Below are 26,902 nucleotides of genomic sequence, written 5' to 3' on the forward strand. Positions count from 1 at the left end.
CCGCCGAGGCGCCTGGCGGCGCCAGTCGCGATGGAGACCAGCGCTCCGACAGCGATCCTCTCCACCAACGGCGCCACACCGCTGTTGGAGTATCTTCAGATCACGACTGGAGGCCGAAGGACTCCCGGCGGTGTTGCCATGGTCGCGGTTATTGCCAACGTCGGCAGCCGCCGCCGGGCGCCTGGCGGCGCCAGTCGCGATGCGGAGCAGCGCTCCAACAATGATTCTTTCTACCGACGGTGCCACGCCGCTGTTGGAGTATCTTCAGATCGCGACTGGAGGCCGAAGGACTCCCGGCGGCGTTACCGATGGTCGCGGTTATTGCCAGCGCGGCAGCCTCCGCCGAGGCGCCTGCCGGCGCCAGTCGCGATGGGGACCAGCGCTCCAACAACGATCCTCTCCACCAACGGCGCCACCCCGCTGTTGGAGTATCTTCAGATCGCGACTGGAGGCCGAAGGACTCCCGGCGGCGTTACCGGTGCCGGCGACCATCGCCTACGCCGTGGCCTCCGCCGAGGCGCCTGACGGCGCCAGTCGCGATGCGGAGCAGCGCTCCTACAGCTGCTTTTTCCTGCCATAACAGGCGACTACCACCCTGTAGGAGTATCTTTAGATCACGACTGGAGGCCACAGGCCTCCCGGCGGGGTTGCCATGGTCGCGGTTATTGCCAGCGCGGCAGCCTCCGCCAAGGCGCCTGGCGGCGCCAGTCGCGATGCGGAGCAGCGCTCCAACAGCTGCTTTTTCCTGCCATAACAGGCGACTACCACCCTGTAGGAGTATCTTTAGATCACGACTGGAGGCCGAAGGACTCCCGGCGGTGTTGCCATGGTCGCGGTTATTGCCAACGTCGGCAGCCGCCGCCGGGCGCCTGACGGCGCCAGTCGCGATGGGGACCAGCGCTCCAACAGCTGTTTTTTCCATTAAGGCAAACCACACCGCTGTCGGAGTATCTTCAGATCACGACTGGAGGCCGAAGGACTCCCGGCGGGGTTGCCATGGTCGCGGTTATTGCCAACGTCGGCAGCCTCCGACGGGCGCCTGGCGGCGCCAGTCGCGATGGGGACCAGCGCTCCAACAGCTGTTTTTTCCATTAAGGCAAACCACACCGCTGTTGGAGTATCTTCAGATCACGACTGGAGGCCGAAGGACTCCCGGCGGTGTTGCCATGGTCGCGGTTATTGCCAACGTCGGCAGCCGCCGCCGGGCGCCTGGCGGCGCCAGTCGCGATGGGGACCAGCGCTCCAACAGCTGTTTTTTCCATTAAGGCAAACCACACCGCTGTTGGAGTATCTTCAGATCACGACTGGAGGCCGAAGGACTCCCGGCGGTGTTGCCATGGTCGCGGTTATTGCCAACGTCGGCAGCCGCCGCCGGGCGCCTGACGGCGCCAGTCGCGATGGGGACCAGCGCTCCAACAGCTGTTTTTTCCATTAAGGCAAACCACACCGCTGTTGGAGTATCTTCAGATCACGACTGGAGGCCGAAGGACTCCCGGCGGTGTTGCCAGGGTCGCGGTTATTGCCAACGTCGGCAGCCGCCGCCGGGCGCCTGACGGCGCCAGTCGCGATGGGGACCAGCGCTCCAACAGCTGTTTTTTCCATTAAGGCAAACCACACCGCTGTTGGAGTATCTTCAGATCACGACTGGAGGCCGAAGGACTCCCGGCGGCGTTGCCGGTGCCGGCGACCATCGCCTACGCCGTGGCCTCCGCCGGGCGCCTGACGGCGCCAGTCGCGATGGGGACCAGCGCTCCAACAGCTGTTTTTTCCATTAAGGCAAACCACACCGCTGTTGGAGTATCTTCAGATCACGACTGGAGGCCGAAGGACTCCCGGCGGCGTTACCGGGGCCGGCGACCATCGCCTACGCCGTGGCCTCCGCCGAGGCGCCTGGCGGCGCCAGTCGCGATGGGGACCAGCGCTCCAACAGCTGTTTTTTCCATTAAGGCAAACCACACCGCTGTTGGAGTATCTTCAGATCACGACTGGAGGCCGAAGGACTCCCGGCGGCGTTGCCGGTGCCGGCGACCATCGCCTACGCCGTGGCCTCCGCCGAGGCGCCTGACGGCGCCAGTCGCGATGCGGAGCAGCGCTCCAACAGCTGTTTTTTCCATTAAGGCAAACCACACCGCTGTTGGAGTATCTTCAGATCACGACTGGAGGCCGAAGGACTCCCGGCGGCGTTGCCATGGTCGCGGTTATTACCAGCGTCGGCAGCCTCCGACGGGCGCCTGCTGAGTCTTATGCGCAATCAGGAAAGCAAAACGCCCCGCAGCAGGGCTGCGAGGCGTTTCGGGAATCTGGTAGGACCAGGCGGATTTGAACCGCCGACCTCCACGATGTCAACGTGGCGCTCTAACCAACTGAGCTATGGTCCTGAAGGAAATCGTTGCCACAATGCGTTCGCCGCAAGACTCGGCTCGGCGCGCTGGTAGGACCAGGCGGATTTGAACCGCCGACCTCCACGATGTCAACGTGGCGCTCTAACCAACTGAGCTATGGTCCTGCATTCCGTGGGCGACAAAGCGCCTCGGCAACGGATGCATATCTTACCGATATCGCTGAAGTTTGCAAGCTTTCAAGGCACGCTTTTCACTCGTTCCACTGCTGCCAGCCAGCCCCGGTAGAGCCGCTCCCGCTCCGCCTCTGGCATTTGCGGCAAAAAGCGCTTTTCGCAGCGCCATAGCGCTGCGATCTCGTCAAGGTCGCGGTACCAGCCAAGATGCAGGCCGGCCATGTAGGCGGCACCAAGTGCCGTGGTCTCGAGCACCGTCGGTCGGTCGACCTGCACGCCCAGCATGTCGGCCAGGAACTGAACCAGCCAACCGTTCTTGACCATGCCGCCATCCACGCGCAACGTGCCCGGTGTCGCCTCCATGTCATCGCGCATGCAAGCCTGCAGGTCACGGGTCTGGTAGCAGACCGCCTGCAGGCCGGCGGCAACGATCTCGGCGATACCGGTATCCCGCGTCAAGCCGAAGATCGCCCCGCGCGCCTTCGGGTCCCAGTGCGGCGCCCCAAGCCCAGTGAATGCCGGAACCAGGTATACGCTGTGTCCATCCCGGGTCTCGCGGGCCAGCGCCTCGGTCTCGGCAGCATTGTCGAACAGTTTCAGGCCGTCGCGCAGCCACTGCACCGCGGCCCCGGCAACGAAGATACTTCCCTCCATGGCGTAGGTCGTCTTGCCGGCGATACGGTAGGCCACCGTGGTCAGCAAGCGATTGCGCGAAACGGCGGCCTTGCCCCCGGTATTGACGATCATGAAGCAGCCGGTGCCGTACGTGCTCTTGCCCATGCCGGGCTCGAAGCAGGCCTGGCCGACCAGGGCCGCCTGCTGATCGCCGACCACCCCGCCGATAGGCAGTTCAGCGCCCAGCAGGCTCGCCTCGGTGTGGCTGAAGTCGTCGCTACTGTCGCGCACATCGGGCAACAGGGCTTGGGGTATGTCGAAAAGCGCCAGCAGTTCGTCGTCCCACTGCTGGGTATGGATATTGAACAGCATGGTCCGGGACGCATTGGTGGCGTCGGTGGCATGCACGCGTCCGCCGGTCAGCCGCCACAGTAGAAAGGTATCGACCGTACCGAAGGCCAGCTCTCCCCGCTCGGCGCGCTCGCGGGCCCCCTCGACATTATCCAGCAACCAGGCCAGCTTGGTCGCCGAGAAATAGGGGTCGATCAGCAACCCGGTACGCGCCTGCACCAGCTCGGCATGACCCTGCTCCCGTAGCGCCTGGCAAGCATCTGCCGTGCGACGATCCTGCCAGACGATGGCGTTGTAGAGTGGCTCGCCGGTTTGCCGATCCCATAACAGCGTTGTTTCACGCTGGTTGGTGATCCCGATGCCAGCAATACTCGACAGCGGCTTGCCGCTCTTCTCGATCGCCTGCCGGCACGTCGACAGAACCGTGCTCCAGATCGCCTCGGGATCATGCTCGATCCAACCATCGCGGGGGAACTGCTGGGGAAATTCTTGCTGCACCACATGAGCCACGCTGCCACTGCGGTCGAAGAGAATGGCACGGGAGCTGGTGGTTCCCTGATCGATGGCAAGCAGGTAATCGGCCATGTTATGTCCTGTCATTGTATGTTCGTTTATGATCACCAAGGGTACGGCAGTGTGTTCGTATTGCTCTACGACTTTCAGCGCAATTCTCGACCACCCCCATTCCAGACCACCCCTGCCGGCAATCCGCCGGATAGCTTACAATCGTGAGATCGAAAGGGAGCCGACATGAATCAACAGCAACGCCAGGATGCGATCGTCGACCTGGTCCGCCGCCAGGGCTATGCCAGCATCGAACAGCTTACCGAACATTTCTCCGTCACCCCGCAGACGATTCGACGCGACCTGAACGCTCTGGCAGAAGAGGGCATGATACGTCGCGTTCACGGCGGTGCCGGCCTGGAATCGAGTACCGTCAATACCGCCTACAGCACTCGCAAGAACCTCAACCTCGAGGCCAAGCGACGCATTGCGAGCCTGGTAGCCAGCCATATTCCCGACCACTCTTCGCTCTTCATCAATATCGGTACCAGCAACGAAGTGGTCGCCGAAGCCCTGCTCGTTCATGAAGGGCTCGAGGTAATAACCAACAATCTCAATGTAGCGGCTATCCTCCAGCACAAGGAAGATTTCAACGTCATCATCGCCGGCGGACAGGTTCGTTCACGCGATGGCGGCATCATCGGCGAGGCCACCATCGATTTCATCAACCAGTTCAAGGTCGATTACGGCATCATCGGCATCAGCGGTGTCGACGAGGACGGCTCCCTGCTCGAATTCGACTACCAGGAGGCCCGGGTAGCACAGGCCATCATCCGCAACTCACGCCAGGTCTATCTCACCGCCGACCACTCCAAGTTCCATCGTAACCCGGTGGTACGCCAGGGCAATATCGCCCAGCTCGACGCCCTCTTCACCGATCGCGAACCCCCTGAAGCGATCGTCCACTTGATGAAGGCCCACGACGTGGCCCTGCACCTCGCCTGACAGGCCGAACGGCGCATCCAGAGATCGCTCCTCGGCCTGGCGCAGGCTGCATAGCGGGGCGCGCCGCGCTGTCTTGGCCCTCTGACTTCCCTTGATGTTCGGTTTTGATTCATCTATGTTCGTTTTCAAACACGGCATGATGTCTGGCGCTGAAAGCGCCAGCCTAACGGAGCCTGCATTCATGGCGGAAATTTCACGCAATCTACTCGACCTATTCGTTATCGGTGGCGGCATCAATGGCACGGGTATCGCCAATGACGCCGCCGGCCGCGGTCTTGATGTCGGACTCTGTGAACAGGGGGACCTGGCCGGCGCCACCTCCTCGGCGAGCAGCAAGCTGATCCATGGCGGGCTTCGCTATCTGGAGCATCATGAATTCCGCCTGGTAAGCGAGGCATTGCGGGAGCGGGAAACCCTGCTCAAGAAGGCACCTCACATCATCTGGCCATTGCGCTTCATTCTGCCCCACCGCTCGCACCTGCGTCCGGCCTGGATGATTCGTGCCGGTCTGTTCCTATACGACCATCTGGGCAAGCGCGAGCAACTGCTGGGCTCACGTGGTATTCGCTTCAGCGCCAATTCGGCGTTGAAGCCCGAGATCATGCGCGGTTTCGAATATTCAGACTGCTGGGTGGACGATGCCCGGTTGGTGGTCCTCAATGCCATCCAGGCCCGCGAGGGTGGTGCCGAGGTTCTCGTTCGCACGCGATGCATCGCCGCGTACGAGGAGCAGGGCCACTGGTGCATCGAACTCGAGGACCTGCGCACCGGCAAGTGCTTGCGGCGCTATGCACGCGCCCTGGTCAATGCCGCGGGGCCCTGGGTGGAAAGCGTGATTCGCGAGCAGACACATCGCACGTCACGCTATGCCATCCGCATGATTCAGGGCAGTCACCTGATCGTGCCCAGGCTCAACGGTGACGATCGCGCCTACATCCTGCAGAACAGCGATAGGCGCATCGTCTTCGTGTTGCCCTACGAAGATGACTTCAGCCTGGTCGGCACCACCGACCGCCGTTACGAGGGCGACCCCGCCCATGTCGCCATTACCACGGAGGAGATGGATTACCTGCTTGGGGTGGTCAATGGCAACTTCCGCCGGCAGCTGACGCGAAGCGATGTCATCAGCACCTTCTCAGGCGTCCGCCCCCTTTGCGATGACGAATCGTCAGACCCTTCGGCGATGACCCGTGACTATACGCTGGCTCTCGATGAACGAGGCACCCCGATGCTGTCGGTCTTCGGTGGCAAGATCACCACCTATCGTAAGCTGGCCGAGGCAGCACTCGAGACGCTCGCGCCACACCTACCCACCATGGGCCGCGCATGGACCGCCACGGCGGCGCTACCGGGCGGTGATATAGCGAACCAGATCGACTTTACCCAGGAACTGCTCGGTGCCTACCCCTGGCTGGGTGCTGACCGCGCCCGACGCTTTGCCCGGAGCTACGGAACCCTCTGCCTGCGCTTCCTCCGCGGAGCCGAGTCCGAGGCCGATCTCGGCAAGGCGTTCGGGGCCGGGCTGACGGCCGCCGAAGTCGACTACCTGATCGACCACGAATGGGCCACGAGCACCGAGGATATTTTATGGCGCCGCACCAAGCTCGGTTTGCGCTTGACGCTTCGCCAGCTCGACGCCCTGGTCGAGCATGTCAAGGCTCATTGCCAGACGCTGGCCGCCTGAGCGACAAAAACGACCGCTATTCAGGAATCCCGCCACGGGTCAGGCTGGCGGGATCGAGCAGACGCTCAAGCTCATCGCGACTCAAGTCGGTCTGCTCCTCTGCCACCTCGATAATGGGCCGGCCGGATTGATAGGCCTGCTTGGCGATGGCCGCCGCCGCATCGTAGCCGATGACACCATTGAGGGCGGTGACCAGAATCGGATTTCTCGCCAGTGGCTCAGCCATAGCCTCATCTCGCACCTTGAATGTCGCAATGGCTCGATCAGCCAACAAGCGTGCGGTGTTGCTCATCAACAAGATCGATGTCAGCAGATTATGTGCGACAAGCGGCAGCATGACGTTAAGCTGGAAGTTGCCACTCTGCCCTGCCACCGTCACCGCGGCGTCCAGACCGATCACCTGGGCCGCTGCCTGGGCCGCCGACTCAGGGATGACGGGGTTGACCTTGCCCGGCATGATCGAGCTGCCGGGCTGCAGAGCTTCGAGCTCGATCTCCCCGAGGCCCGCCAATGGCCCTGAGTTCATCCAGCGCAGGTCGTTGGCGATTTTCATCACCACACAGGCTAATCCCCTCAGCTGGCCGGAGAGCTCCACGGCACTATCCTGCGATGCGAGGCTGGCAAAGAAACTGTCGTTGGGCTGCAGTGACAACCCCGTCTGCTCGCTCAACTCGCGGGCCATGCGCTCGGCGAATTCGGGGTGGGCATTGATTCCGGTGCCCACCGCCGTACCGCCCTGGGCGAGCCGGCAAAGCCGCTGCATGGCGCTATCGAGTCGCTCGATGGCATGGCCCAGTTGACTCGACCACCCGCCCAATTCCTGACTCAGGCGCAGCGGCATTGCATCCATCAGGTGGGTGCGCCCTGTCTTGATCACCCCATCAAGTTCCATCGCTCTCTCGTCGATGGTCGCCCGCAGGTGCTCCAGGGCGGGCCGCAGCCGCGTTGTCACTTCCAAGGCTGCCGACAGGTGGATGGCGGTAGGGATCACGTCGTTGCTCGACTGTCCCATGTTGACATGATCGTTGGGCCCAACCGTCAGGTTGTTGCCGCTGGCCAGATGGGCGATCACTTCGTTGACGTTCATGTTGCTCGAAGTGCCGGAGCCGGTCTGGAAGACGTCCACTGGGAAATGCGTGTCGTGCTTGCCGTCGACGATCGCCTGTGCAGCCTCGACGATGGCCTCGGCCCGCTCGACATCCAGCAGCAGCAAGTCGCGATTGACCCGGGCTGCTGCTAGCTTGATGCGCGCAATGGCGTGAATGAAAGCAGCCGGCATCGCTTGCCCGGATACCTGAAAGTTATTGATCGCACGCTGGGTCTGGGCACCGTACAGGGCCTCGTACGGCACCTTCAGCTCACCCATGCTGTCGCGCTCTATGCGATGTTCGGTCATCTTCACTCCTCAGCGTCACTACTGTGGTTTCACCATGGTTGCCGCCGCCGCCTCTTGCAAGGGGGTGACTCCTTTCGCGGACAGCCCGGCAACTGTGCACACTATTCATCACCATTTTTCCGCTGGCAAAAGAATTACAATCAATACATTTAAAGAAGAATTAAATACAAAGCACTACATAACTAATCTAGCGTCATTAACGTTATGCCTCACCTCGTTCAAGTTTCTCCTTTCGACGCCAAAGTTGATAACTATCATAGAAAGATAACGCTATTTTTTACTAATATTGCCACTGAATTCCACTCAGCACATGATTCACGAATAACGAGAACGGAGCCACGTTCCATGAATAACATGACAGCCCTAACCCTTTTGCCGCAGGAACAACTCAGCACAGCCCATACCCACGAGGCGGGGGAGCTGAACCGTTACCGGCGACTAGCCCTCAGCTTTTTGCCGCTCGCTCCCCATATCAGCCGGCTGATGGCCGCTCTTGGAGTAGAATGCGAACAGCGAATCCAAGCTCTGCAGAACGTAGCCAGACAGTTGGATCTCGATGCGTGCGTCGACCTGAAACCCCCTATGGAGTCACCGTTTCTGGCCCGGTCAAGCCGACACTTCTTTGTGGTTGATGAGGCCATGAGCCAAGTGGTCCTGAAAGAGGCTGAAGAGGCCGCCGAGGTCACATGCAGGCTGTTCGCCTGGCTGCTGGAAACCAATGCGACACCAGAGTTGCATCGTCCTTTGCTGGCTTTCGTTACCCAGAAAAACAACGAATACCGTATTATACAGGAGTGTCGGGAAGCCGGCGGGCCGATCTTGCGCAACCGTGTATCCGACTCCGAAATGGCAGACGCCATGAAGTAGCAATAAAAAACTGCGCAGCACTAGAAGGCTGCCGGACTTAACACTGATCTACTGCAAAATCCGACAACCTCTTCGGCGGTCCCATTGCGGCCCGGCGTCTTGCTATGGACATGGCTATGGACATGACTGCCTTATGAACATAGCCTTTGGCGCCGGCCGCTGGCATCTGCTAGACGTTTCATACGTTCGGGATCGAGAATTCGGAATTCACAGCGGCGTGAGAACAGCAGGTTTTCCTGCTGGTATTTTACCAACATCCGACCCACCGTTTCGGGGGTCAGGCCCAAGTAACTGGCGATGTCCCTACGCGACATGGCCAGGCGAAAGTGATGCGGGGAGTAGCCCCGGAGTCGAAAGCGCTCGGAAATATCCATCAGAAAGCAGGCCAGCCGCACTTCGGCGGTCCGATGTAGAAGCAAGTGCAGGCTCAGGCGCTCATCGTGCATTTCTTGGCTGAGGCAACACTGTATGCGCCGGCGCACCTCTGCAGAGCGACCACAGAGCTCGTCAAGCTTGTAATAGGGGATCTCGCATACGGTCGTGTTTTCCAGTGCGACAAGCGAGCCTGGGTGCACTTTCTGGCTGATGGCGTCAAGGCCTATCAGTTCGCCAGGCAGCCAGAGCGCGGTGACGAGATGTTCGTCGCTGCCGGTCACGACGACCTGCTTGAGACTACCCGTTCGAACGGCGTACAGGCTGTCGAAGGCCGCGCCCTGGGTTGCGAAAGTCTCGTGCTTGTCCAGCGTAACGGCCGGACGGACGATATCATTGAGCTCAGCCATCTCTTTCAGAGGCAGGCCTGCCGTCAGGCACAAGCATTTCACTTGGCAAGAGAGACAACTCAAGCCGTCTGGGTCACGGGTATATGATTTGCCACCACTCGTCATGACAGACCCTATCCTCAGGGATTGCACCGTGAAGTATAGATAGCCGCTGGTGGGCTGATAAGGTGAGACCTGTCATGCCTTAGTTTAATGAGGCTAGGGAGTAATAGGTCGACGGGTGATGAAAACCATGCGGCAACGCAGGCCCCATCAACTAAGCTAGATGCTGCATCGCGAAAGATTACAGAGTAGTCACATGCAGGCGTGTACCTGACGCCGCTAGAGGCTCCCAGCCAGGGAGCATGACTATGCAAGGGCGCAGAGCTATACCGGTGAACAGGTCCATGGAAGGGGGGGGGACATCAATGGAATCGTCTAACTCGCTGGCGCTTGACTTTTCTGGACGCCTCGATAGCCACGCAGGAGCGCTGATTAGGAGCTTTTGGGACTTTTTCCCCGAACAGATGTTCATCGTCCGTGTTGATGGACGCGAGAATTTCGTCATCGAGGCAATCAACCCCTCTCAGCAAGCCAGGGTGGGCAACGAGCTAACCTGCGTGGGCAAGCATCTCGCCCACCTGCTTCCCTCACCGTTCGGCGATGGCGTGATTGCCAACTGTGCCCGTTGCGTGGAAGAGGGTGCACCGGTTCGCTACGAGGCGATGGGCAAGTATGTCGACAAGCAGGGTGTGCGTCGACAATGCTGCTGGCAAACGCTGCTGGTCCCGATCGCAAATCACCAGGGGGTATTAACCCACCTGCTAGGCATCGTCCATGACACCCACATAGAAAGCATTCCACAGACCCGCCCGCTGGAGCAGGTGCAAGAGCAGGTGCAAGAGCAAGAGCAGCAGCAGGTGCAGGAACTGGAACTGGAACTGGAACTGGAGCGTCGGGTCATGGAACGCACGAACGAGTTGATGGCCGCCAACCTGCAACTGACCTATCTGGCTACCCACGACGCCCTCACGGAAACCTATAACCGCCGCCACCTTCTCGAGCTGGCCGACAACGAGTTCAGGCGCGCCTCCCGCTACGAACTATCTCTGTGCCTGATGATGCTCGACATCGACAATTTCAAGACCATCAACGATGAACAGGGCCATTTGGCCGGCGACCAGGCACTGCGAACTGTAGCCCAGGCGACGATGGCCATGGTTCGTGATTGCGACCTGGTAGGCCGCTATGGTGGCGACGAATTCATCATTGTGTTGCCCGAGACAGACATCGATGGGGCAAGAGCTATCGCCCAGAGGCTGAGCCGCACCCTGCAGGAAGCCGGCCTACTCTGCGTCAGTATTGGCATTACCAGCCGTGAGCATGACGACCAGACGGTGGTTGAGCTGATCAACAGGGCCGACTTCCTACTGCTCGATGCCAAGCGCAATGGCCGCAATCGGATCGAGTGCCACCCTCCGGCATCCCGGCGCAACGAGATTACACAGGAAGTGTGGCGTTACGTTAAATGACAGGGATGCATGTTGCACCGCACAAAAAGCTCTGCTATTGTGCATTGCAACAGAGCGGGATCTCCCGTTCAATGTCATACCATGAACCTGGAGGTTCCTATTATGATGAATGCTTTCAACTTCGACGCCAAGCAATTTGACACCAAGCAGTTCGAGGCCATGTTCTTTGGCCCAGCGCGTGCTTTTGCCGAGCTGAGCGTCGACTATACCGAGAAGCTGGTAAACGCCCAACTGGATGCTTCCAAGGCCTATAGCGACACCGGCCTGGCCCAGGTACGCAGCCTGATGAACGTCAAGGACGCCGAAGGCCTGCGCTCTTACATGGAAGGCCAGCAGCAGGTCGCCAAGGAGCTGACCGAGCGCCTGAAGGGCGATGCCGAGAAAGTTGTCTCCCTGCAGCAGGACTACGTGCAGAAAAGCCAGAAGCTGGCCGAGACCAACGTCAAGCAAGCCCAGGAAACTGCCACCAAGGCTAGCAAGTAAAGCCAGTGGCCGGCCCCTGAGGCCGGCATGACGACAAGGCCCGCCGATCGATGATCGGCGGGCCTTTTCCATGATAGGACTATGATGGAATACGAGGCTGTCGCCGAACCGGCGACATCGTATATTCTCTCAGGGATATGCTGAACAAATCGACGAGCGAGATGCAGCGCACGGAGCACAGAACCGAGCGAAGCGACAAACATCCCCTGGATGGCTCCGAAGTAGCGAGAAACCGAAGGTTTTGAGTCAACCGGAGCATATGCGGTATATGTGAGGATTCCGACCGGACTGGCGCACCAGCACCGCGCAACGCAGCGATTCGCTCGCACAGTCATTTGTGCAGTGTTTCCTTAGCCCACGGGCGAATCACGAGGACACAAGACATGAAAGCGTGGCTTCCAATAGCGCTGCTGGCCCTCACCCTTTCCGGCTGTCAGATGATGGAACCCGGGCCGCCGCCCGAGCGCATCGAAGTCATCGACATCGGGGTCGAACACCCCCCGGAAGCCGAGCCTACCGCCCCGGCCAGGATCGCCCGCCAGGTCGTCTTTCCCGAGCGGGAGTACGCCAGCCTGGAGAAGTCTGGTTCCGCCGCGGTCAGTGGCCGCCTGGCCTTGAACGGTATGCCTGGCGCAGGTGAGACCGTGGCCGTGGCTCCGGTGACCACCTATTCCGCCGAAGCCGCCGAGCACGCCCTGGCTGGCCGCGCAGTCGAGCCAGCCGACCCCCGCGCCCAGCAGTACACCCATACGACCCGCACCGACGGCAACGGGCAGTTCACCCTGCAGGGACTTCCTGCCGGTGAGTTCTATGTCATGGGAAGCGTGGTCAATCCTGCCAACGGCCAGCGACAGGCCATCATCCGGCAGGTATCGCTGCGCAATGGCCAGCGGTTAGACGTCAACTTGAGCCGATAGGTTGGCCCAGGCCTACCAGCCCAGCGCCTGCTTGACAAACGGTATGGTCAGCTTGCGCTGGGCGGTGAGAGAGGCCCTGTCGAGCACCGCCAGCGCTTGGCAAAGTTCGCCCAAGCCACGCGGTCCACGGTGCAGGATATAGCGGGCGACTTCATCCGGCAGTTGTAGGCCGCGGACCCGTGCATGCAGCTGCAATGCCTGCAAGCGTTCGGAATCGTCGAGCCCCTGGAGGTGGAAGGTAACGCCCCAGGTCAGGCGGGAAGCCAGGTCGGGCAGCTTCACCGGCAGTTGCCGCGGCGACACGGCAGAGGCCACGATCAGGCGCTTGCCGGCATCGCGCAGTCGATTGAAGGCATGGAACAGCCCCTCCTCCCAGCGCCTCCGGCCTACTACCGCATCCACGTTGTCGATGGCCACCAGGTCGAGTCGTTCGACCTCCTCCAGCATCAGCGGCGGAAAGTGCCCCAGTTCCTCCAAGGGCAGATAGAGCGCGCGCAGATCCCGGCTGGATGCCGCATGGCAGGCCGCCTGAAGCAGATGGGTGCGTCCGGTGCCGGCAGCACCCCACAAGTAGACGAAGGGTTCACCACTGTCACCAAGCTGATGGGTCAATGTCTCCAGCAAGGGGGCGTTGGCACCCGGCAGAAAGCTGTCAAAGGTGGCATCGTCACGTAGACTCACTCCCAGCGGCAACTGCGCCGGTGCTCGGCTCATGGAGAATCCTCGTCGTGTCTGTTACGTAGACCAGTATCGTACAAGCTGCTGCGCTTGTAGCGTTCCTTGAGTTCACGCAAGAGTACCATGATCACCGCCGCAGCCGGCAGCGCCAGCAGGACGCCGGTAAAACCGAAGAGCGTGCCCCCTGCCAGCACGGCAAAGATCACCGCAACCGGATGAAGACCGATCTTGTTTCCCAGCAGCTTGGGCTGCAGCACCGTGCTTTCTATGACCTGGCCGAATGAAAATACGGCCACGACGCCAACCAGCGCCAGCCAGCTACCGAACTGAAAGAAGGCGACGATCAACGCCACGCTGATGCCGACGATGAAGCCAAGAAAGGGCACGATACTGGCCAGCCCCGCCACCATGCCGATCAGGAAGCCAAAGCGCACCCCCATCAAGGTCAGCCCGATGGAGTAGATAGCCCCGAGGGTCAGCATGACCAGCAGTTGGCCGCGCAGGAAGGCCGACAGCACATCATCACAGCGAGCAACCAGGCGCACCGCTTCGGGCTCCCATTGCCGCGGCACCAGGTTGCGCAGGTTATCGAGCAGCCGCGCCCAGTCCAGAAGCAGGTAGAAGGTCACTACCGGGATCAGTGCCACATAGGTCACCCAGGTGACAAAGGCCATGCCAGAGCGTCCGATTTGACCAAGGAACTGCGCCAGGTAGCCGCCGGCATCCTGCCAATGTTCAGCAAGAGTTTCGTGTACGTTTTCGAGATCTGACGCCACGTCGAGCCCGGTCCAGCCCCTGATCTGGGGTGCCAATACCGTTTCTACCCATTCGAAGATACCGGGCACCAACTGGCCGAATTGCCTTATCTGCTGGACTGCCAGCGGAATCAGTATCAGCAGCGCCAACCCCAGGCCCAGCGACAACAACAGGAATACCACACTGACTGCCAGCGTGCGCGACAACCCCCATTGCTGAAACCGATTGGCCAACGGGTCGGCCAGGTACGCCAGGATCATGCCGGCGATAAACGGCATCAACATCGTTTCCAACTGGGACAGCAGCCATAACATCGCGACTGCTGCAATCAGAACCCACCACTCTCTGCGCATCCGACACTCCCTGGGTTCGACGACCGCGACAATGCGGGCCGTGCGCCGTGATGCTACAATTCCCGCCCGATCTTGCCCACTGCTCGTCGATTCGCTCCGGGCAATCGACGCGCCATGCCGATGTTAGAGCGACAGCGCCACACCAACCGCGATTATATACAGGACAGGCCATGACCGACTCCACTTCCGCCCAGCCGTCCAAGGCACCGATCAGCTACAAGGATGCCGGTGTCGACATCGACGCCGGAAACGCCCTGGTCGAACGTATCAAGGGCGTTGCCAAACGTACTACACGCCCCGAAGTGATGGGCGGGCTAGGTGGCTTCGGCGCTCTGTGCGAGCTACCAACAGGCTACCGCGAGCCGGTACTGGTATCCGGCACCGATGGTGTCGGCACCAAGCTGCGTCTCGCCATGGACCTTGGTAAGCATGACACAATCGGCATCGACCTCGTCGCCATGTGTGTCAACGACCTGGTGGTCGCTGGTGCCGAGCCGCTGTTCTTCCTCGACTACTATGCCACGGGCAAGCTGGATGTCGACATCGCAGCGGACGTGGTCACCGGTATCGGCGAAGGCTGCGAGCGCTCGGGCTGCGCCCTGGTGGGTGGTGAAACCGCCGAGATGCCCGGCATGTACGAAGGAAGCGACTACGACCTGGCAGGCTTCTGTGTCGGCGTGGTCGAGAAGTCCGAAATCCTTGACGGCAGCAAGGTCGCCGAGGGCGACATACTGCTCGGCATCGCCTCTTCCGGCCCTCATTCCAACGGCTACTCGCTGATTCGCAAGATTCTCGAGGTGAACGACGCCTCCCTCGATATCGCCGTGGACGGACAGTCGCTGGGCGATGCCTTGCTCGCCCCCACTCGCATCTACGTAAAGCCGCTGCTGTCGCTGATCAAGGAGAGCGGCGTGGCGGTCCATGCGCTGTGCCATATCACCGGCGGCGGTCTGCTGGAGAATATCCCACGGGTGTTGCCCGACACCCTCGGCGCCCGTATCGACGTTGCCAGTTGGACCCGCCCCAAGGTTTTCGACTGGCTGCAGGAGCAAGGCAACGTCGACGAGCACGAGATGCACCGGGTGCTGAACTGCGGTGTCGGCATGGTGGTCGTAATTCCCGCCGATCAAGCCGACTTGGCACGTGCCCACCTCCAGGCACAGGGCGAGACGGTCTATCGCATTGGCGAGATCACCGCTCGCCAAAAGGACGAGGAAGCCGTGCGGCTGGAGAACCTCAAAGCATGAGCGATCCCGACTTCACACACGAAGCGCCCCACAGCGACACCCTGAACGACTTCACCCCCGAACCCAGTGAGATTCGGCGGGTAGTGGTGTTGATCTCGGGTAGTGGCAGCAACCTGCAGGCGCTGATCGATGCTCAGAGTCATGATGAACTCGGCGGTGAGATCGTGGCGGTCGTTTCCAATGTGGCGGATGCCCATGGCCTGGTGAGGGCACGAGATGCCGGCATCGATGCGGTGGCCCTGCCGCACCGGGAGTACGACAGCCGCGAGGCCTATGACGGTGCCTTGATCAAGGTCATTGATCGGCATCAACCCGACCTGATCGTGCTGGCCGGCTTCATGCGCATCCTGACGCCACGCTTCGTGCAGCGCTATCTGGGGCGAATGCTCAATATCCACCCGTCACTGCTGCCCGCCTATCAGGGGCTGAACACCCACGCCAAGGCCCTCGCGGACGGCATTGCCGAGCATGGTTGCAGCGTGCACTTCGTCACCGAAGAGCTCGACAACGGGCCGGTGGTGATCCAGGCCGCCGTGGATATCGTCGAGGGGGAATCCGAGGCCAGCCTCCAGCAGAAGGTGCATACCCGGGAGCACCTGATCTACCCCATTGCCGTGAAGTGGTTTCTGGAAGGCCGTCTGCGAATGGAGGGCGACGGCGCGACCCTGGACGGCACGCCCCTGCCGCCCCAGGGGCTGCGTCTCTCCCATGCCGATGCGGCGGAAGAACTCGACGAGGAACTGGACGAAGAGTAGTCACCTAGGAGCCTGGCGGAGGCCGCCGCGCTGGCGCTGATCGTTGGCGTCGGCAACACCGCCGGCGACACCGCCGGGAGGCCTTCGGCCTCCAGTCGCGATCTAAAGATGCTCCTACAAGGTGGCAATCGCGTGCCATGGCAGGAGAAAGCAGCTGTTGGAGCGCTCGGTTCGGCGCCCCGAGTTTCCATCGCGACTGGCGCCGATAGGCGCCTCAGGTGCGCGGCAAAGTAACGCCCCGCTGCCCCATATATTTGCCGCCGCGGTCCTTGTAGGAGGTCTCGCAGACCTCGTCCGACTCCAGGAACAGCATCTGGGCCACGCCTTCGTTGGCGTAGATCTTGGCCGGGAGATTGGTGGTGTTGGAGAACTCCAGGGTCACGTGTCCTTCCCACTCCGGCTCCAGCGGCGTCACATTGACGATGATGCCGCAGCGGGCATAGGTGGACTTGCCCAGGCAGATGGTCAGCACGCTTCGCGGAATACGAAAGTATTCGACGGTGCGTGCCAGAGCGAAGGAATTGGGTGGGATGACACAGACATCCCCCTTGATATCGACGAAGCTCTTCTCGTCGAAAGCCTTGGGGTCGACGATTGCCGAGTGGATATTGGTAAATACCTTGAAATCGTCTGCGCAGCGCACATCGTAGCCGTAGCTGGACGTACCGTAGGATATCACCCGCTGGTCGTTGACGTAGCGAACCTGATCGGCCTCGAAGGGCTCTATCATGCCCTCCCGCTCGGCCATGCGACGGATCCAGCTGTCGGCTTTGATGCTCATTGAGTCGTCCTGATGATGTCAAATCACGAATCGGGGCCGCCATGATAGCGGCCCCTGCGTCAGGCGTCACGGGTGCATGCCGCGCCCAGTCACTGAATCAGTCACTGAAGGAGATGCTTGGCCCTTCATCACCCTGCTGGCCTTTGACCTGTTCGGCAATCTGGCGGGCCATGGCACGGAATGTGGCGGTCACGTCACCGTCAGGCTCGGCCACCACCGTCGGGCACCCACCGTCGACCTGTTTTCGAATCGAAAGGGCCAGCGGCAGGCGCCCCAACAGGCGGGTCTCGTACTCCGCCGAGATCCGCTCGCCCCCGCCTTCGCCGAAAATCGGCTCGGCATGGCCGCAGTTGGTGCAGACATGTAGGCTCATGTTCTCGACCACACCAAGCACCGGCACGTTGACCTTGCGAAACATCTCGATGCCCTTGCGCGCGTCGAGCAAGGCAATGTCCTGGGGCGTGGTGACGATCACGGCGCCGTCGACAGGGACCTTCTGCGCCAGCGTAAGTTGGATATCGCCGGTTCCCGGTGGCATGTCGATGAAGAGCACATCGAGATTGTCCCAGGCCGTCTGGGTCAGCAGCTGCTGAAAGGCGCCGGCCACCATGGGGCCGCGCCATACCATGGGCTCCCGGGTATCCACCATGAAAGCCATCGACATGGCCTGTAGTCCATGAGCCACCAATGGACTGAAACGGTTCTCGCCGGCCTGTTGCGGCCGCACCCCTTCTGCCACGCCGAGCATCTGGGCCTGGCTCGGTCCGTAGATATCGGCATCAAGGATACCGGTACGATACCCCTCGGCGGCCATGGCCAGGGCCAGGTTGACGGCAACGGTGGACTTGCCCACCCCGCCCTTGCCGGATGCCACGGCGACGATATGCTTGACCCCTTCGATCACGACTTACTCCTTGTGCTGCTGGGTATCTCTCTTCGCTAAAATTACGCTGACGCGGTTCAGTATAACGCGCCAGGCGCGCGCCAAACGACAAGCGGCGAGCCTGGCTCGCCACTTGTGATAGTGCATCGCATAGGATCAGGACTACTCGACTTCTTCCTCGGCCTGCTCTTCCTCGGCCTGCTCTCCGGCGGCGCGCTCAGACGCATTTTCCTGCTCTTGCTGCTGCTGGGTCTGCTCCTGATCCTGATCGGTGAAGCGCAGTTCAAGATCCCCCAGTTCGCTACGCCATTCGGCAAGCTGGCCTTCCAGTCGCTGCAACTGCTCCTGGCGACGCTCGGTCTGCTCTTCCAGCTGGGCCAGCTGGCTGCGCCCATTGTCGATCTCTTCCCTCAGAGCCTCACGCTCGGCACGCGCCTCATCGACCTCCGATACTGCTTCATCACGCTGGTCACGCGCTTCGCCGACCTCACGCTCCACTTCCTCGCGCCAAGCTTCGAGCGCCTCAATGTCATTCTCGAGTGCCCCGAGAGTCGTCTCGCGCTCCTGGATCGCATTGTTCAGCGTATCCCGTCGCTCTTCGGCGCTTTCCGTCTCCTCGCGGATGGCGGCTAGTTCGGCCTGGGCCTGGTTGCGCGACTCTTCGGCTTCCTGACGCGCCGCTTCGGCCTGCTGGCGATCCTCCTCTGCAGCCTGGCGTGCCGCCTCGGCTTCCTGACGAGAGTCCTCGGCATCCTGACGTGCCGCCATAGCATCCTCACGGGACTTGTCGACAGACTCATAATCGTCGCGAAGAAGCGTAGCCGCCTCATCCAGCTCGGCTATCTCGGACTCACGAGTCTCGATGTCGGAGGCCAAAGCTGATCGCCGTTCCTGAAGCTCACCCAGTTGCTCCTCGGCCTCAGCCGCTTCGGCCTCCAGTCGAGCGATCTCGCTGCGGACGGCTTGCTGCTCATCGGCCATTGCTGCCTCGGCAGCCTGCTGCTCCTCACTCAGCTGTGCCAGACGGGCCTCCAGGGCTTCGATGTCCTCTCCTGCTGCGTCACGTTCTTGCAGCCGGGCAGCCAACTGCTGGCGCTCGTCCTGCAAGGCCGCCAGTTGCGCTTCGAGGGCTTCACTGCGCTCGCGATGATTACCGGCGCTGTTGTGGGCGAAAATCGCCCAGATCACCGCAAGCACCGCCACGGCCACCAGGGCCTTGACTCGATTATCCTTGTAAAGTGGGCTCTGGGTATTTTCCGACATGGGCAAGACCCTCTCTCTGGTAAAGGTTGTCTGCCATCGAGCGATAGCAAACGCGTACCGTCATAATTCAGCATACATAGGCAGTACCGATGGGGAAAGGTAACCAGCAACGGCTCAGAAGCGTTCGCCAACCTTCAGGTAGCGCCACTGACCGAGCGGCACGCGCCCCAACGACACCCCGCCGATACGCAGGCGTTTGAGTCCCTGCACCGTCAAACCGACGCTCGAGCACATCGCTTCGATCTGCCCCGGCACCATCCCCTTCACTGCAAAGCGTAGATGGGTTTCGCTCTGCCGGCTGACTTTGCAGGGTGCCAGATTGCTGCCAGGCTCAAATTTGCCTCGGCGAAGTGCCTCCAACTGTGCATCGCTCAACGTACCGTCGACTTCGGCCACAACCTCCTGTTCGAGCCGCGCCGTATCCTCATCGAGCCGCCTAACCACACGCCGGTCCTGGGTAAGGACCAGCAGTCCCGAGGCGCCCTCCTCAAGTGGCAGCATCGGCTGCAGGCCGCGGAAATGCGCCTTGAGCGGAATCAGCCCGACGGGATCGTCCTGCCAGTGCGTTCCCGGCGCAAGCAATTCGCGAACCCATTCCCAACCTTCGCTGACTGCGAAACCGGCAGGTGCGTTCACCAGCAGAGTGACGGGTGGAATTTCATTCGCCCTGGCGCCGGGACGAAGTTCGACAGACTGTTCGCCAACCTTGAACTGCGGCTCCTCCACGATGTCGCCATCGACCGTCACCCAGCCCCCGGCAATGTAGAGCTCGGCCTCACGGCGTGAGCAAGAAAACTGTCGCGCCAGCCGCTTGGACAGCCGTTCGGTGGTGGAGGGCGTGGGTGCAGCGGAATCAGCAGCGGTCATGAGATGTCTCGAATGGTGTGAATGGAAGAGGACACTACCCTCTGCCGGAGGCTCAGGTTTCCACCTTGCCGCGCATGGCCTTGTGCTGACCGCGCTTCTTCTTGCCGTCCAGTCGGCGTTGCTTGGCCCCCTTGCTCGGACGGGTCGCGACCCGCTTCTTGGGTGCGTACATCACACTCTTGATCAACGCCTTGAGTCGACCGAGCGCTTCATTTCGGTTACGTTCCTGGGTGCGATGCGACTGGGCCTTGATGATTAGCACCCCGTCACGAGTGATACGCTGGTCGTTGAGCGCCAGCAGCTTCTCCTTGAAGCCTTCGGGAAGGCTTGACGCGCGAATATCGAAACGCAGGTGAATCGCCGTCGCCACCTTGTTGACGTTCTGGCCTCCCGAGCCCTGAGAACGCACTGCCTGCAAGTCGATTTCGTGGTCAGCAAGGATGACCTGACGAGAGAGTTCCAGCATGTTTCCTGCCTTATGCCGCGTCACGCCAAAGCGCTTGGCAACGTGAAAATGGGAATGGCAAGCGAGCGCCGACGATCAGTGCTTGGCCTGCGGCGACTCGATCCGCCAGCGCGAGTACCAGGGTATGCCCTGGATATCGATGTCCAACTGGCGCAACCATCCGGCCACCACCAGATTCGATTGGTGGGCAGCCCAGTAGGCTCGCGGGTGCGGCACGAAATGGAGGCCGAATTCTTCACTGTATACCGGCTCGACCTCACCTTCGAAATGCGCATCGAGTCGGCGCTGCAGCGCCCTGACCCGGGCCGCCTCTGCCTGGAGCGGATAGGTCCGGACCAGGCCTTCCGGCGCCAGCCTCGAAAAGTCGCCGGGCGCCGTCACGTCCTCGTGAACGCCACGTCCCAGTGCACTGGCGGTCGGCACCAGCATTGCCGCGGCGCCCGCCAGGAAGTGGCGGCGTCCTTCCACATACCACCGCCATTCGCCATAGCTGTAACGCACCATGCCGCCCTCCTCCCGCGGCAGTACCAGGCTGGCATGGCGGCCGTGATCGACCAGGTAGATGTCCAGCGGCTGAGAGAGCTCCGCCGGTGCAGGTGGCATGACGCGTCCGGTACAGCCGGAAAGCAGCGGGACTACCAGCAGCAGCACTAACCAGCGCAGTGCATCTAGGAACGAAAGCATATCAGCTCGCCAACCAGATCGTGTGCTTGGCCCCTTTCCCCGGCCGATGGGCACGCACGGTGACTTCTTCCACCAGAAATCCGACCCGCCGCAGCCGCTCACTGAAGGCGGGATCCTGTCCCGCCGACCAGATCGCCAGCACGCCATCCGGACGCAGCGCCTCCTGGGCGGCGGCGAGACCTTGCGGTGAGTATAGCCAGTCGTTCTCCTTGCGCGTCAGCCCCTCGGGGCCATTGTCGACGTCGAGCATGATGGCGTCGAAGCCGCCAGGCTCCCGCCGCAGCAGCTCACCGACATCGCCCAGGCTGACGACGGTACGAGGATCATTCAGGGGATAGCCGGCAGCGGCTCCCAGCGCTCCCCGGTTCCAGTCGACGACGCCGGGCACCAGCTCGGCGACGACCACCTCGGCGCTGTCGGGAAGCGAGCGTAGCGCGGCCGCCAGCGTAAACCCCATGCCAAGGCCACCGATCAATACCCGGATATCGGCACGATCGGCAATAGGCTGACAGGCCAGCTCGGCCAACGCATCCTCGGAGCCGTGAAGGCGGGTATTCATCAGCTCACCGGGACTGCCCGCGATGCGAATGGAGAATTCGTCATTGCGCTGCAGCAGGCGCAGTTCACTGCCCTTGCCAGGGATGCTGGCCGTGCCGATCACTTCGAATTTAGCCATGTTGCCTCATTGGCGAGGGGGGGCGCGCGAATGACTGCAGCCATGCCAGGCGCCCTGCCGTTGTATCGCATCCAGCAGGGGGAACCAATCTACCCAACCCGGCTCGAAATTCGGACCGGAAGCGCAGCGCCACCAGTGGGGCGAGCGAGAGGAGGGAACCATGACAACAGTGAGAACGCGGCGGCTACCCAAGCGGTATCCAATATTCCTCACCATTATGCTGGCCTTGACGGCGACTTGCCATTCACACGCAAGCGATACTGGCTTTCAGCGGCAGGTCGATACACTGGTGAGCAATGAATGTCTGCGGAAAAGGTTCAAGTACGCGTAACAAAGCTCCGCCGCAACAGGGAAGCTTGCAACCGGGGCAAGAGAGAGACTAGCCCTGATGGTATCACCCCGGTTTGTTACCCGGCCGGTCTCTCGCTCAGCGAAGCCCAAGCATCGAAAGGATAAAGAGGACCACGACGATCAAACCGATGATATAAATGATATTACGCATGCAGCACTCCTTGCTGGCAGGAAGGAAGAATTCATACACCTAAGACGAATCTCAACCCTTCGTCAGCTTCCAGTGTAGCGAACATGCTTGATTCAGCCAGAGAAGCCGCGGAACCAGCAGTAGGCGGTTGTCGATTAGCGCGTCGCCTAATACCTTTAACAGAGATTGGGGACGTAACAGGGAGAGAAGCGAAGCAGGATGGTGACATAGGAGCGCATGGGGGGGGGCAAGACAAACTCGCCACTGACGGTTGGTAACGGCAAATTGGGCACAAGGACGGCAAGCGCATGTCTCGAGTACGCACCAAGCGGAACGTCTTCATCGTTCTACTCCCTCGAGTGGCGAGCTTTCTCTGGCGCGTGCTGTGCGCCTTTCTGCGCAACCGGGGCATCCTCCTGGCAGGGGGAGTTGGCTACAACATTCTGCTCTCCATCGTTCCCCTGTTCGCCCTGATAACGGTATTGCTGACCCAGGTCGTGCACGAACATATGTTGCTCGACGTGCTCAGTGTGCAGGTGCTTCACCTTGCTCCGGCACACGCCGAACTGCTGATGGATGCGGTACGCGCCCTTCTCGACTCCCGCGATGCGATCGGGCTATTCGGCATATTGGTTCTGCTGCTGTTCAGCTCCTTCGCCTTTCGCATGCTGGAAGATGCGCTGGCGATCATCTTTCACACCCCCGACCCGCACAAGGGGCGCAGCATCTGGGTCTCGGTACTGCTCCCCTATGCCTTCATGCTGGTACTGGGCACCGGCTTGATGGCAGTCACTCTGCTTGCCACCCTTGCCGAAGCCATCAATGCACTGTGGCTCGCCGTGGTTGGCCGAAACATGCCCTTCGCCGGCCTCTCCGAGCCGCTGCTCAACCTGTTCAGCTTCTTCGGCGTCTTCATCCTCTTCAGCGCCATCTACAAGGTGCTTCCGGTGGTGAAGATAGCGCTGAGGCGCGCTGTCGTAGGCGGCTTCGTGGCGGCACTGCTGTGGGAGGGAGTCAGGCTGGTACTGGTGTACTATTTCGTCAACCTCTCCTTCGTCAATGTCGTTTACGGTTCACTGGCCGCCCTTATCGTGGTGTTGCTGAGCCTGGAGGTGGGCGCGATCATCCTGCTGCTTGGTGCCCAGGTGATTGCCGAACTGGAGTACAATGCACGTCGAGGACTACCGTGGCACGTGGACCCACGCCGCGTCGCAGTAACCCACGTCGATTGAGCCCCCTAGACACCCGGCCTAGCATCATCTGGACCGACGTGCTCGGTTGGCGCGCAGGCGCCGAAGCAGCGTCAACAGGCTCTTGCCAGTGACCATGCCCAGCAGGTAGATCACCACCAGGAGTATCGCCATGGGCAAACGGAGACTCCAGGTCAGGAATCGCACTTCGACCATGACGATATTCTGCACGACGAGAATGAGAACCAACGCCGTAATCAGGATCTTGAACGCCAGCAACAGCTTGTCCATGCATGCCCTCCCGTCGAATCGTTTCCCTCAAGCTGCGCGGTGGCAGGTTGCCTGTCAACTGTCGGCTATCTAATAGACGAAAGCGGCCACCCGCACTTGCCAGGGTGGCCATAGGGGAGAACCGTCATGATCAACCGATGGCGAAGACGGCACCGGCGGCGGCAATCGCCACTCCCAGGCCACGTATGACACGGCTCTCACGGGACATCAGGATGCCGCCGACCAGACGACCGGCACAGGTAATGGCAAGCGTGACAAGGGTGAAACCGGCCAGGTAGGCCAGCATCGAAACCCAGTGGGGCATTTCACTGCCGTGGGCAAGGTCGTGTCCGGGGTGGGCGAAGGCAAGTCCTGCCATAAGCAGCATTAACGGGGCGCCGGCCAGTGCCAGGCGCAAAGCGGATGAGTGATGGTGAGTCATGTTGGTGATCTCCTTACCGATTGCGAGGGGGGGGTGAAAAGAATCAAGCGCTGACCGACTGGGTCTGGGGCCGGCGTTCCGGCAGCATGCCGCGATCGAGAATGAAGCGGATGATCGTCTCGAGGCCCACCCCGTCGTAAAGGTTGGTGAAGACGAAGGGGCGCTCGCCACGCATCTTCTTCGAGTCGCGCTCCATGACTTCCAGCGAGGCGTGTACGTGCTCGGCGATATCGATCTTGTTGATGATCAGCAGATCTGACTTGGTGATGCCGGGCCCGCCCTTGCGCGGGATCTTGTCGCCGGCAGATACATCAATCACGTAGAGGGTGAGATCGGAGAGTTCGGGACTGAAGGTGGCCGACAAATTGTCGCCGCCGGACTCCACCAGCACCAGTTCCAGGCCGGGATGACGGGCCTGCAAGTCGTCGATGGCCGCCAAGTTCATGGAGGCATCCTCGCGGATGGCGGTATGCGGACAGCCGCCGGTTTCCACCCCGAGAATGCGATCCCCCGGCAGCGCATCGTGCTTGAGCAGGAAGTCGGCATCTTCGCGGGTATAGATGTCATTGGTGACCACGGCGATGTCATAGTGGTCGCGCAGCGCCAGGCAGAGTTGCTTGAGCAGTGCCGTCTTGCCGGAACCCACCGGGCCACCGACGCCGATGCGTAAACAGTGTGTCATGTCGATCTCTCCTTGGCCGCTTGGGCGGCTTTGTCAGGTTCATGAGATGCCGGGCCAACTGCTGCCTGGTTACATCCGCTGTTCCATCAACTGCGAAACAGCCGCGAATATTGGGTCTCATGCTGCGCGCTGGCCAACGCCAGACCGGGCAAAACGGGACCCAACTCGTCATCCGCCAGCGTCAACGCCTCGCTCACCGCAGCAACCAGGGCTGGGCGCAAGCGCTCCACCAGCCGCTGGGCCGAGGTATGGCCCAGCGGCAGTGCCTTGCACGCCACGGCGAGCTGGTTCTCGAGCCAGGCCCAGGCGAAGCCGAGCAACGCCTGGCGTACCGGTAGACCGCGCGCCTGTGCGGCCCACGCGAAAACGGTCACGTAGCCCGCTCCCTGCGGCAGCGCTGGCGACACTCTCATGGGGCTATTCATAGCGCTATTCGTAGGGCTGTTCGGCAGCAGGTCGAGGCTTCCCAGCAGCCGAGTCAGCGAAGCCCCCAGCCGCGAGTCTTCCGCGGCCAACTCGGCGGTTTCGCGGTTGGCGGCAAGCCACCGGTCCCACTCGGCTACCGCTTCCCCATCGCCTGCCGCCCAGGCCGCCTGAAGACGCGCCAGCACCGGCAGCTCGCATCGGGTCAGGCCGTCCTCCAGCACTCCTTCCAGCCACTCGCCGAGGCTCGCCTCATCGCTGACCCAGCCCAGCTCGAAGGCACTCTCCAGGCCCTGGGAGAAGGCGAAGGCACCGATAGGCAGTGCCGGGCTGACCAGTTGCAGGAGCCCCAGCAGGGCCAGGTCATCGCCCCCTCCCTGCCCCGCCGCCGCTGCCCGCTCAGTGGGCATGGGTGTAGCCATGGCCATGGGGGTGGCTATCATGATCGTGCTCATGCTCGTGGTGATGGGCCTGAGAATGAGAGTGTGAGTGTGAGTGCCCATGACCCAGCTGGTTATAAGCACCCGGCTCGGGGTCGAACGGTGCCTGATGCCGCTCAAGGGTCGCCCCCAGCAACTCGGCCAGCTCCTCCAGCACATGGTCCGGTGGGAAGCGCACCCAACCCTGGTCGGGCCTGGCATCGTCGCTGCCCAGTGCCAGCTGCACATGGCGATTGCCCAGGTGATAAGCCAGCCGCGCCAGCGGCAGGCCGGCGGTTACGCGTGCTGTGACCACCGGTTCGATGGCCGCCCTGATGCGCACGATCTCGCCGCTCTCCGCACGCAACCCCTCGCCGTCGCGCAGCACCGGGCCGCGGTCGAGGAACAGGCCGAGCTCGCGGCCGGCATCGCTTTTCGCCTTGAGTCGGCCCCGAATGCGCAGCTCGAAGGGCAGCGTCAGGGTGTCGCTGGCCTGGTCAGCCGCGATGGGCCCCAGGCGTTCAGTCAGTTTCAGCATCGTTCCTGTCCTTTTTTTAGCTTCGAACCCGTAGCCTATTAACCGCGGCTAACCCGGCGACAGGGCTAAGGAGCCTGATTCGTTAAATAGCGGGCTATTCGCCTCATCAGATCGATAAACTTGTCTCGAAATCCAAATCTCTCGTGACGATCGGTCAAATCCGACAGGCTCCTGGGCGGGGACGCTGTAAATACTTCCCTGTACGCTACCGATTCCTTCCCTGGAATCGGACCCCCGCTGCGACCTGCCCCCGGCGCCGCTAACGTTGGTGGTCATTGCCCCGGCTTTCCTCGAACTTCATCCATGAAGATCGACTCGAAGCAATCGGCGAGCGTGATGTAGCGCGCGAAGCACGGAGCGCAAAAACCGGAGCATAGTGGGCTATGTGAGGATTTTGAGCACCGCGCGACAAAGCGAT

Annotated in this window: 26 protein-coding genes and 2 tRNA genes; 9 read left to right on the forward strand and 19 right to left on the reverse strand. The window is 61.4% G+C overall.

Annotation, left to right across the window (positions count from 1 at the left end; translation table 11 throughout):
* Nucleotides 1-2,301 precede the first annotated feature (2,301 nt).
* The 3 genes from DU490_RS14775 to glpK all read right to left on the reverse strand — a co-directional run bounded on the left by DU490_RS14775 (nt 2,302) and on the right by glpK (nt 4,066).
* A tRNA-Val gene (locus tag DU490_RS14775) sits at nt 2,302-2,378 on the reverse strand.
* A gap of 51 nt (nt 2,379-2,429) precedes the next feature.
* Nucleotides 2,430-2,506, reverse strand: a tRNA-Val gene (locus DU490_RS14780).
* Between the two features lie 72 nt (nt 2,507-2,578).
* A complete protein-coding gene (gene glpK / locus DU490_RS14785) occupies nt 2,579-4,066 on the reverse strand; it encodes a glycerol kinase GlpK (protein WP_114575044.1) in 1,488 nt (495 codons plus the stop codon).
* Between the two features lie 165 nt (nt 4,067-4,231).
* On the opposite strand from glpK, the gene DU490_RS14790 reads away from it, so the two are divergent.
* Together DU490_RS14790 and glpD are read left to right on the forward strand one after the other, a co-directional pair.
* The gene (locus tag DU490_RS14790; RefSeq protein WP_114575045.1) at nt 4,232-4,990 is read left to right on the forward strand and encodes a DeoR/GlpR family transcriptional regulator; all 759 of its coding nucleotides are present in this window, start codon (nt 4,232-4,234) and stop codon (nt 4,988-4,990) included.
* 181 nt (nt 4,991-5,171) lie between these two features.
* Complete coding sequence (gene glpD, locus DU490_RS14795) at nt 5,172-6,674, forward strand: glycerol-3-phosphate dehydrogenase (protein WP_114575046.1); 1,503 nt, start codon at nt 5,172-5,174, stop codon at nt 6,672-6,674.
* 16 nt (nt 6,675-6,690) lie between these two features.
* Here glpD and DU490_RS14800 read toward each other — a convergent pair whose 3' ends face one another.
* The gene (locus DU490_RS14800) at nt 6,691-8,070 is read right to left on the reverse strand and encodes a lyase family protein (protein WP_114575047.1); all 1,380 of its coding nucleotides are present in this window, start codon (nt 8,068-8,070) and stop codon (nt 6,691-6,693) included.
* Between the two features lie 345 nt (nt 8,071-8,415).
* Between DU490_RS14800 and DU490_RS14805 the strand changes: the two genes are divergently transcribed.
* Nucleotides 8,416-8,937 carry a hypothetical protein gene (locus DU490_RS14805; protein ID WP_181870059.1) on the forward strand — a complete coding sequence of 174 codons (522 nt, stop codon included), beginning with the start codon at nt 8,416-8,418 and terminating at the stop codon, nt 8,935-8,937.
* Between the two features lie 131 nt (nt 8,938-9,068).
* Here the strand turns inward: DU490_RS14805 and DU490_RS14810 are convergent, their stop codons facing one another.
* On the reverse strand, nt 9,069-9,824 hold the full coding sequence (locus DU490_RS14810) for a helix-turn-helix domain-containing protein (protein ID WP_114575048.1): 756 nt from the start codon (nt 9,822-9,824) through the stop codon (nt 9,069-9,071).
* A gap of 401 nt (nt 9,825-10,225) precedes the next feature.
* Between DU490_RS14810 and DU490_RS14815 the strand changes: the two genes are divergently transcribed.
* The 3 genes from DU490_RS14815 to DU490_RS14825 all read left to right on the forward strand — a co-directional run bounded on the left by DU490_RS14815 (nt 10,226) and on the right by DU490_RS14825 (nt 12,630).
* Nucleotides 10,226-11,230, forward strand: coding sequence for a sensor domain-containing diguanylate cyclase (locus DU490_RS14815; RefSeq protein ID WP_181870060.1), 1,005 nt, complete (start codon nt 10,226-10,228; stop codon nt 11,228-11,230).
* A 102-nt stretch (nt 11,231-11,332) separates the two neighbouring features.
* The gene (locus DU490_RS14820; protein WP_114575050.1) at nt 11,333-11,713 is read left to right on the forward strand and encodes a phasin family protein; all 381 of its coding nucleotides are present in this window, start codon (nt 11,333-11,335) and stop codon (nt 11,711-11,713) included.
* Between the two features lie 383 nt (nt 11,714-12,096).
* On the forward strand, nt 12,097-12,630 hold the full coding sequence (locus tag DU490_RS14825; protein WP_114575051.1) for a hypothetical protein: 534 nt from the start codon (nt 12,097-12,099) through the stop codon (nt 12,628-12,630).
* 12 nt (nt 12,631-12,642) lie between these two features.
* Here DU490_RS14825 and hda read toward each other — a convergent pair whose 3' ends face one another.
* Nucleotides 12,643-13,344 carry a DnaA regulatory inactivator Hda gene (hda, locus tag DU490_RS14830; protein WP_114575052.1) on the reverse strand — a complete coding sequence of 234 codons (702 nt, stop codon included), beginning with the start codon at nt 13,342-13,344 and terminating at the stop codon, nt 12,643-12,645.
* The gene (locus tag DU490_RS14835) at nt 13,341-14,417 is read right to left on the reverse strand and encodes an AI-2E family transporter (RefSeq protein WP_114575053.1); all 1,077 of its coding nucleotides are present in this window, start codon (nt 14,415-14,417) and stop codon (nt 13,341-13,343) included. The genes hda and DU490_RS14835 overlap by 4 nt, the downstream gene beginning before the upstream one ends.
* Before the next feature lie 170 nt (nt 14,418-14,587).
* Here DU490_RS14835 and purM point away from each other — a divergent pair, with 170 nt between their 5' ends.
* Together purM and purN are read left to right on the forward strand one after the other, a co-directional pair.
* A complete protein-coding gene (purM, locus tag DU490_RS14840) occupies nt 14,588-15,664 on the forward strand; it encodes a phosphoribosylformylglycinamidine cyclo-ligase (protein WP_114575054.1) in 1,077 nt (358 codons plus the stop codon).
* Nucleotides 15,661-16,419: a phosphoribosylglycinamide formyltransferase gene (purN, locus tag DU490_RS14845; RefSeq protein WP_114575055.1), complete on the forward strand. Its 759-nt coding sequence runs from the start codon at nt 15,661-15,663 to the stop codon at nt 16,417-16,419. Before purM ends, purN begins: the two co-directional genes overlap by 4 nt.
* 214 nt (nt 16,420-16,633) lie before the next feature.
* Here purN and dcd read toward each other — a convergent pair whose 3' ends face one another.
* From dcd to DU490_RS14880, 7 genes are all read right to left on the reverse strand, one after another.
* Nucleotides 16,634-17,200, reverse strand: a complete 567-nt coding sequence (gene dcd, locus DU490_RS14850) for a dCTP deaminase (RefSeq protein WP_114575056.1) — start codon at nt 17,198-17,200, stop codon at nt 16,634-16,636.
* Nucleotides 17,201-17,297: 97 nt separating this feature from the next.
* On the reverse strand, nt 17,298-18,101 hold the full coding sequence (gene apbC / locus DU490_RS14855; protein WP_181870062.1) for an iron-sulfur cluster carrier protein ApbC: 804 nt from the start codon (nt 18,099-18,101) through the stop codon (nt 17,298-17,300).
* 144 nt (nt 18,102-18,245) lie between these two features.
* Nucleotides 18,246-19,346, reverse strand: coding sequence for a hypothetical protein (locus DU490_RS14860; RefSeq protein ID WP_114575058.1), 1,101 nt, complete (start codon nt 19,344-19,346; stop codon nt 18,246-18,248).
* Nucleotides 19,347-19,460: 114 nt separating this feature from the next.
* A complete protein-coding gene (locus DU490_RS14865; RefSeq protein ID WP_114575059.1) occupies nt 19,461-20,213 on the reverse strand; it encodes an RNA pseudouridine synthase in 753 nt (250 codons plus the stop codon).
* Between the two features lie 52 nt (nt 20,214-20,265).
* Nucleotides 20,266-20,679, reverse strand: a complete 414-nt coding sequence (arfB, locus tag DU490_RS14870; protein ID WP_114575060.1) for an alternative ribosome rescue aminoacyl-tRNA hydrolase ArfB — start codon at nt 20,677-20,679, stop codon at nt 20,266-20,268.
* Between the two features lie 75 nt (nt 20,680-20,754).
* Nucleotides 20,755-21,363, reverse strand: coding sequence for a hypothetical protein (locus DU490_RS14875; protein WP_114575061.1), 609 nt, complete (start codon nt 21,361-21,363; stop codon nt 20,755-20,757).
* A 1-nt stretch (nt 21,364) separates the two neighbouring features.
* A complete protein-coding gene (locus DU490_RS14880; RefSeq protein ID WP_114575062.1) occupies nt 21,365-22,039 on the reverse strand; it encodes a spermidine synthase in 675 nt (224 codons plus the stop codon).
* A gap of 789 nt (nt 22,040-22,828) precedes the next feature.
* On the opposite strand from DU490_RS14880, the gene DU490_RS14885 reads away from it, so the two are divergent.
* Nucleotides 22,829-23,752: a YihY/virulence factor BrkB family protein gene (locus DU490_RS14885; RefSeq protein WP_114575063.1), complete on the forward strand. Its 924-nt coding sequence runs from the start codon at nt 22,829-22,831 to the stop codon at nt 23,750-23,752.
* Nucleotides 23,753-23,776: 24 nt separating this feature from the next.
* On the opposite strand, the gene DU490_RS14890 is transcribed toward DU490_RS14885, so the two are convergent.
* From DU490_RS14890 to ureE, 5 genes are all read right to left on the reverse strand, one after another.
* Nucleotides 23,777-24,001 carry a lipopolysaccharide assembly protein LapA domain-containing protein gene (locus DU490_RS14890; protein ID WP_114575064.1) on the reverse strand — a complete coding sequence of 75 codons (225 nt, stop codon included), beginning with the start codon at nt 23,999-24,001 and terminating at the stop codon, nt 23,777-23,779.
* Between the two features lie 130 nt (nt 24,002-24,131).
* On the reverse strand, nt 24,132-24,422 hold the full coding sequence (locus DU490_RS14895; protein ID WP_114575065.1) for a HupE/UreJ family protein: 291 nt from the start codon (nt 24,420-24,422) through the stop codon (nt 24,132-24,134).
* Between the two features lie 43 nt (nt 24,423-24,465).
* Nucleotides 24,466-25,104 carry an urease accessory protein UreG gene (gene ureG / locus DU490_RS14900; RefSeq protein WP_114575066.1) on the reverse strand — a complete coding sequence of 213 codons (639 nt, stop codon included), beginning with the start codon at nt 25,102-25,104 and terminating at the stop codon, nt 24,466-24,468.
* Between the two features lie 86 nt (nt 25,105-25,190).
* Complete coding sequence (locus tag DU490_RS14905) at nt 25,191-25,937, reverse strand: urease accessory protein UreF (RefSeq protein WP_114575074.1); 747 nt, start codon at nt 25,935-25,937, stop codon at nt 25,191-25,193.
* Nucleotides 25,927-26,484, reverse strand: a complete 558-nt coding sequence (gene ureE, locus DU490_RS14910) for an urease accessory protein UreE (protein WP_114575067.1) — start codon at nt 26,482-26,484, stop codon at nt 25,927-25,929. The genes DU490_RS14905 and ureE overlap by 11 nt, the downstream gene beginning before the upstream one ends.
* Between the last annotated feature and the right edge of the window lie 418 nt (nt 26,485-26,902).

The organism is Halomonas sp. DQ26W (assembly GCF_003339685.1).
In the GTDB taxonomy this organism is placed as follows: domain Bacteria; phylum Pseudomonadota; class Gammaproteobacteria; order Pseudomonadales; family Halomonadaceae; genus Halomonas.

Coding starts and splice junctions, on each gene's coding strand:
- hda (WP_114575052.1), bottom strand. CDS start 13,344: ATGAGCCGAGCACCGGCGCAGTTGCCGCTGGGAGTGAGTCTACGTGAC.
- DU490_RS14790 (WP_114575045.1), top strand. CDS start 4,232: ATGAATCAACAGCAACGCCAGGATGCGATCGTCGACCTGGTCCGCCGC.
- DU490_RS14905 (WP_114575074.1), bottom strand. CDS start 25,937: ATGCCCACTGAGCGGGCAGCGGCGGCGGGGCAGGGAGGGGGCGATGAC.
- DU490_RS14875 (WP_114575061.1), bottom strand. CDS start 21,363: ATGCTTTCGTTCCTAGATGCACTGCGCTGGTTAGTGCTGCTGCTGGTA.
- DU490_RS14860 (WP_114575058.1), bottom strand. CDS start 19,346: ATGTCGGAAAATACCCAGAGCCCACTTTACAAGGATAATCGAGTCAAG.
- purN (WP_114575055.1), top strand. CDS start 15,661: ATGAGCGATCCCGACTTCACACACGAAGCGCCCCACAGCGACACCCTG.
- glpD (WP_114575046.1), top strand. CDS start 5,172: ATGGCGGAAATTTCACGCAATCTACTCGACCTATTCGTTATCGGTGGC.
- ureG (WP_114575066.1), bottom strand. CDS start 25,104: ATGACACACTGTTTACGCATCGGCGTCGGTGGCCCGGTGGGTTCCGGC.
- DU490_RS14800 (WP_114575047.1), bottom strand. CDS start 8,070: ATGACCGAACATCGCATAGAGCGCGACAGCATGGGTGAGCTGAAGGTG.
- DU490_RS14820 (WP_114575050.1), top strand. CDS start 11,333: ATGATGAATGCTTTCAACTTCGACGCCAAGCAATTTGACACCAAGCAG.
- dcd (WP_114575056.1), bottom strand. CDS start 17,200: ATGAGCATCAAAGCCGACAGCTGGATCCGTCGCATGGCCGAGCGGGAG.
- DU490_RS14825 (WP_114575051.1), top strand. CDS start 12,097: ATGAAAGCGTGGCTTCCAATAGCGCTGCTGGCCCTCACCCTTTCCGGC.
- DU490_RS14815 (WP_181870060.1), top strand. CDS start 10,226: ATGTTCATCGTCCGTGTTGATGGACGCGAGAATTTCGTCATCGAGGCA.
- DU490_RS14885 (WP_114575063.1), top strand. CDS start 22,829: ATGTCTCGAGTACGCACCAAGCGGAACGTCTTCATCGTTCTACTCCCT.
- purM (WP_114575054.1), top strand. CDS start 14,588: ATGACCGACTCCACTTCCGCCCAGCCGTCCAAGGCACCGATCAGCTAC.
- DU490_RS14865 (WP_114575059.1), bottom strand. CDS start 20,213: ATGACCGCTGCTGATTCCGCTGCACCCACGCCCTCCACCACCGAACGG.
- DU490_RS14895 (WP_114575065.1), bottom strand. CDS start 24,422: ATGACTCACCATCACTCATCCGCTTTGCGCCTGGCACTGGCCGGCGCC.
- DU490_RS14805 (WP_181870059.1), top strand. CDS start 8,416: ATGAATAACATGACAGCCCTAACCCTTTTGCCGCAGGAACAACTCAGC.
- arfB (WP_114575060.1), bottom strand. CDS start 20,679: ATGCTGGAACTCTCTCGTCAGGTCATCCTTGCTGACCACGAAATCGAC.
- DU490_RS14890 (WP_114575064.1), bottom strand. CDS start 24,001: ATGGACAAGCTGTTGCTGGCGTTCAAGATCCTGATTACGGCGTTGGTT.
- DU490_RS14810 (WP_114575048.1), bottom strand. CDS start 9,824: ATGACGAGTGGTGGCAAATCATATACCCGTGACCCAGACGGCTTGAGT.
- ureE (WP_114575067.1), bottom strand. CDS start 26,484: ATGCTGAAACTGACTGAACGCCTGGGGCCCATCGCGGCTGACCAGGCC.
- glpK (WP_114575044.1), bottom strand. CDS start 4,066: ATGGCCGATTACCTGCTTGCCATCGATCAGGGAACCACCAGCTCCCGT.
- DU490_RS14835 (WP_114575053.1), bottom strand. CDS start 14,417: ATGCGCAGAGAGTGGTGGGTTCTGATTGCAGCAGTCGCGATGTTATGG.
- DU490_RS14880 (WP_114575062.1), bottom strand. CDS start 22,039: ATGGCTAAATTCGAAGTGATCGGCACGGCCAGCATCCCTGGCAAGGGC.